Origin of the sequence: Lactobacillus corticis (assembly GCF_018327645.1) — a bacterium.
Classification (GTDB): Bacteria; Bacillota; Bacilli; order Lactobacillales; family Lactobacillaceae; genus Lactobacillus; species Lactobacillus corticis.
Genome location: NZ_BMAY01000020.1, coordinates 1 through 5,674 on the forward strand (window position 1 = coordinate 1; position 5,674 = coordinate 5,674).

Here is a 5,674-nt window from a genome sequence, read left to right on the forward strand (position 1 = left end):
AAGATCTTGGCATATCATACTCCAGATGAAATCTTTGAGAAAGAATTAGATCATATCTATCAAGCAGTATAAATGTTCAATTTATTATTGCAATTTACGAAAGAAAAATTTGGATGATAGTTCGGCAAGTCAAACTATTTTGGCAAAAATTAAAGAGGGTAAATTCTTACCAAAGCAAAGAACTAATAAAAATGGTATAATCCCTTATCAATTGCATCAGATTGAACTAGATAAGATTCTAGAGAAACAGGGGAAATATTATCCATTTTTAATTAAAGAAAAGTATAAATTAGACGAATTGATTTCGTTTAGAGTTCCTTACTATATTGGACCAATGGTTGATTCGCATAATTCTAAGATAAGTAAAGAAAATACCAGTTTTGCCTGGATGGTAAGGAAAAACTCAAATGATACAGAGGCTATTACTCCGTGGAATTTTAGTGAAAAAGTAAATATTGATAAGTCAGCCGAAAACTTCATTAGACGTATGACCACTAAGGATACGTATTTGTTAGCTGAAGATGTATTGCCTAGATTTAGTTTAGAGTATCAAGAATTCACAGTCTTTAATGAATTGTCAAATTTACGAGTAAATAACAGACCACTGAGTGGAGCGGAAAAACAAGAAATTTTCGATACCTTATTTAAGAAAAAGAAGACTGTTTCTGAAAGGGAATTGAAGAATTGGCTGAGGACCAAATTCCAAACTAGCCCATCTTTGTCTGGAATGGCAGATAAGAAATTTACTAGTACGTATTCGACATATATCGACTTAAAGAAGATATTTTCGGATAAAGTTGATGATAAGAAGTATCACAGCGATTTTGAAAAGATTATTGAATGGTCGACAATTTTCGAAGATAAAAATATAGTCAAACGAAAGTTAAATGAAATAAGTTGGCTTTCTGAAGATGAAAAGAAAAAAGTTGCAAATCTTAGATATCAAGGTTGGGGTCGACTTTCACATAAGCTGTTGACGGAGATTGTTGATGAAAATGGACAAAATCTTTTGATGGCTTTGCGGAATGGCACACAAAACTTTAATCAGATTATTTCTTCTCCTGACTTTAAGGCTAAGATCGAAGAAGCTAATCAGGCTTACGTGAAAGATTACGATATGGAAGATATTTTGAGCGAGGCTTATACTTCACCTCAAAATAAAAAGGCAATCCGTCAAGTAGTTAAAGTGGTTGATGACATTACCAGGGCAATGGGAGGCCAAAAGCCAGCTCAAATTGCTATTGAGTTCGCTAGAGAAGAGAGTAATTCTAGTGATTTGACCAAAACACGTAAGTCACAGCTGCTAAAAATCTATGACAATGTTGCTGATGATATAATCACGTCCGAAAGCAAGAAGGATTTAGTGGCTCAGATTAATGATGCTAAGTCATTAAAAGATAAATTGTTCTTATACTTCTTGCAAGCAGGTAGGGATGCGTATACCGGTGAAGCAATTAATGTCGATCGGTTAAACGACTATGATATCGATCATATAATGCCCCAATCTTTTATTGTAGATGATTCACTTGATAATCGGGTTCTGGTCAGTCGTGCAGTTAATAACGGCAAATCTGATGCTGTACCGGTAAAACTTTTTGGAAATAATAAGGCGAAAGGTTTAGACTGTACCATTCGCCAGATGTGGAAACGCTGGTTAGATTCAGGCTTAATTACTAAGAAAAAATTTAATAATTTAGTTACTGACCCAGAAAAAATATCTAAATATGCAGCTGAAGGGTTTATCAATCGTCAATTAGTCGAGACCAGCCAAGTGATCAAATTGGTTGCTAATATTCTGCAAGCAGAATATCCTAGCAGTGAAATTATTGAAGTAAAGGCAAAATATAACTCTGTTTTGAGAAAACAGTTTGATTTATACAAGAGTCGAGAACTGAATGATTATCACCATGCAATTGATGCCTATTTGACAACAGTTGTTGGTAATTATTTATATCAAGTTTATCCTCGGATGCGTCGTTACTTTGTCTATGGCCAGTTCATGAAATTAAAGAATAATCCTGATAAGGATACCAAGAAAGAAATTCACAAGTTTAACTTCTTGTATGGTTTAACGACTTCGGAAAAGGATGATATTTGCGTGTCAGGTACTACTAATAAAGTCTTTAGTAAGAGTGATATCATTCATAAATTAAAACGTGCGTATAATTTCAAGTATATGAACGTAGTACGTAAAGTTGAGTATGAAACTGGCAAATTGTTTGATGAGACCTTATATCCAAGACTTGATAGGTTGAAAGAAAATACAAAATCATATATTCCAAGAGCTAAAAATCGACCTACAGATATTTATGGCGGATACAGTGGCAAAAAGTATGCTCATTTAGCTATTGCCAAAATTGTTACAAATAAATCTGTAACGTATAAAGTAGTTGGAGTTCCTGTTCGATACTTGTCAACTTTACAAGCTGAGAAAGATTCTGAAAAGTATAGAAGGAAAGTAGAGGAATTGATAGCTCCGAGTTTAAAGGGGAAAGGAGTAAAGGAAGTTAAGATCATTGTTGGTAGAGTACCAAAAAAACAGTTTATTATTGATGGCAATGAAAGGTTTTTACTAAAAAGTTCTGTTTATCGTGCCAGCAAATCACAGGTGGTACTTTCAAAAACAGGCATAAAAACCTTAGCGGATTTGGTTGATGACCCTAAGTATCAAAAACATAAGTACGTGGACGAAGGAAAGTCAGCTAGTCAGCGCCTGGATAACCTCTTTGATGAAATTTTAAATAATGTAAAAACTTACAACTCTTTTTATAAAAACGGTAGGAACATAGAAAAATTAGAGAGTCAAAGAAATAACTTTTTAAGTCTAGGAGTTTCAGACAAGGAACTTGCCATAAAATTTATTTTATCAAGCTTGAAATATTCTAAAAAATCCAAGAATTGTCCGAAGGGATTAAATTTAGCGAGATTTGGGATTGTTCAAAATAACTCAGGCATAAACTTATCGGAAAATGCAATTTTAGTTTACCAATCACCTACAGGTTTATTTGAACGAAGAGTTAAAATCTCAGATTTATAAGCAAAAGCAAAAGGATTCTTTCCTTTTGCTTTTTTGTATACGTATAAAAGAAAGGAAGATATGCTATGGGATGGAGAAACGTTATAATTACAGGCTTTTCTAAATTGTCATATTCTTGCAACAATATGGTTGCGCAAACTTCTTTAGGTACCTACCAAATACCTGTATCTGATATAAATATATTATTAGTTTCTACAACACAAGCTATGATTTCATCCGCCTTGATTAGTGAACTAGCAAAGCAAGGAGTGAAAATAATTTTTGTAGATGAGAAAAAAGAGCCAATTAGTGAAACAGTCAATTATTATGCAAATAATTGTAATTACCAGACTCTAATTAATCAGTTAAATTGGGATGAACATCGAAAACAAATATTGTGGACCAAAATTGTAGCTGCCAAGATAACAAATCAAATTTTGGTTCTAAAAAACTATGATAAAGAATATTGTGATGTTCAAGCTGAGTTGAACAAGTTGGAATTTAATGATTACACAAACAAAGAAGCCTCAGCCGCTCGAAAATACTTTTCAGATCTCTTTGGGCAAAAGTTTAAAAGAAGAAATGAAAAAGAAGTAATAAATGGAGCACTCAATTATGGCTATTCAATACTCCTTTCTGCTGTTAATCGGAAAATAGTTTTAGAGGGATGTCAAACGTATATGGGGATTCATCACTCGTCGGTTAGAAATGAATTTAGGCTCCGATCTGATGGAACCCTTTCGTCCATTCATTGATTATTGGGTTGCGGGACATAAGCGTCTGGGAAATTTAACCCCCGATATTAAATATGGCCTAGTTGAGGTACAAAGTTTAATTATCAAATACAATGGACGGAAAATGCATTTATCAGAAGCCGTAAATGAACATGTTCATAAATGTTTGGACTTTTTAAATGGAAAAACTGAAGAAGTTAGGATCGAGATGAGCTTAGTCGATGAGGTACCGAATAATGCGATTGATGATAATATTTGACTTACCAACTGAAACCGCCGAAGAAAGAAAAGAATATAGACATTTTAGAAAGGAACTCATAAACGAAGGTTTTGTAATGATACAATACTCAGTTTATGTAAGAGTATGTTCTAATTCCACAACGGCACGCTTATTAGAAAAAAGGATAAGAAATTATCTTCCTAGCAGCGGAGTCGTTCAGTCATTGATGTTAACTGAAAAACAATATAATGATATGCATTTTTTGTTGGGCGAACCTATAGATGATATTCGTAACTCATCAGATAGGACGGTGATACTGTGAAAATTTCTTATTTAGCACATAAAACCATGGATATAGACCCTAAAAAATTGAATATAATTTGTACGAGTAGTCCAATTGTCTTTTACGAGTTCATTAGCAGTTTTCAAGGAAATTCAGATAGCATCGAATATATCTCTGATGATTTCAAGAGACTAGAAGCAAATAAAATTATTGACTGGCTAGAGGATCCAATTTTAAATAGCCACATAAATGAAAAATATATGACCAAGATATATACAAAAATGGTTTCAGACTTAACTGATGCGCAGCGAACTAAGATTTTTCATAAATGGGATGAACTCAAAACTTTGGTTCAAGAAGAACTATTTATGTCGGATTTACCGTTAGAAGTGGCACCCGACCTAGATCTAAAAAAGCTTTTCAAATTTTCAGATTTAAAGCTAGTAAATTCTGCCCCATGTAAGCCATATGGTATAATTGAAAATGTTATCAAGATACATCAATGCTTAAATTTAGAAACAATTTTAGTTTTCTGTAATCTTTCGCATTATCTTGATAATACACAAATTCTAGAACTAAAAAAATTGGTTGAGGAAACAGGTCAAGGAATCATTACTCTTGAGTACAATGATAAAAGTTGGAATTGTAATAAAGATATGACTAATTTTTATTATATTGACAAAGATTTAGTGGATTTCTACTGAAACTGATAGATTAATTAAGAATAATCAGTTTTAGAAGCTTGTTAATCCTCAAAAGTTGAAACTGTGATCCGCCGTATTTTGGAACAAGCCGAGTTTTAGAAGCTTGTTAATCCTCAAAAGTTGAAACTTGTGAGCACTCTGCAATCTGCAAAATAGCGTTTTAGAAGCTTGTTAATCCTCAAAAGTTGAAACGTCTTAATCGTAGGAAAACTCTTCCCCGACGTTTTAGAAGCTTGTTAATCCTCAAAAGTTGAAACAAAAGGCAAATATTACGTTAAGGCTGGACAGTTTTAGAAGCTTGTTAATCCTCAAAAGTTGAAACAAAAGGCAAATATTACGTTAAGGCTGGACAGTTTTAGAAGCTTGTTAATCCTCAAAAGTTGAAACTGCTTTTCCACCCTTACTGCTCCAAATTTGCGTTTTAGAAGCTTGTTAATCCTCAAAAGTTGAAACCGCTGGGTGTTTTTAGACTGGGAAGAAAGCGTTTTAGAAGCTTGTTAATCCTCAAAAGTTGAAACATCATTGACGGTGCTTTTGTTGATTTTAGCTGTTTTAGAAGCTTGTTAATCCTCAAAAGTTGAAATGATTTTGCTCTGGTCCCCAGGCTTATAAAAATGGCTCTTTGTCAAATCCTGTTGATAAGGGTTGATATGAGCTTGAATTGAAGATCCGTATAGTATTAGTTTAGATACTATATGGATCTTTTTCTGTTACCAC

3 protein-coding genes, 1 pseudogene and 1 CRISPR repeat array are annotated in these 5,674 nt (G+C 33.3%); all 4 genes and pseudogenes read left to right on the forward strand.

Annotated elements, in window-relative coordinates; translation table 11 throughout:
• Positions 1-109 precede the first annotated feature (109 nt).
• Entirely contained in the window at positions 110-3,037 is a 2,928-nt protein-coding gene (cas9, locus tag KI210_RS08485) for a type II CRISPR RNA-guided endonuclease Cas9 (RefSeq protein ID WP_212781456.1), read from the forward strand.
• A 65-nt stretch (positions 3,038-3,102) separates the two neighbouring features.
• A pseudogene (cas1, locus tag KI210_RS08490) lies at positions 3,103-4,009 on the forward strand (type II CRISPR-associated endonuclease Cas1).
• Positions 3,987-4,292: a CRISPR-associated endonuclease Cas2 gene (cas2, locus tag KI210_RS08495; RefSeq protein ID WP_212781457.1), complete on the forward strand. Its 306-nt coding sequence runs from the start codon at positions 3,987-3,989 to the stop codon at positions 4,290-4,292. Before cas1 ends, cas2 begins: the two are co-directional and overlap by 23 nt.
• A complete protein-coding gene (gene csn2 / locus KI210_RS08500; RefSeq protein ID WP_212781458.1) occupies positions 4,289-4,957 on the forward strand; it encodes a type II-A CRISPR-associated protein Csn2 in 669 nt (222 codons plus the stop codon). Before cas2 ends, csn2 begins: the two co-directional genes overlap by 4 nt.
• 27 nt (positions 4,958-4,984) lie before the next feature.
• Positions 4,985-5,541: direct repeats of the CRISPR family, unit length 35 nt; unit sequence GTTTTAGAAGCTTGTTAATCCTCAAAAGTTGAAAC.
• Positions 5,542-5,674: the final 133 nt, after the last annotated feature.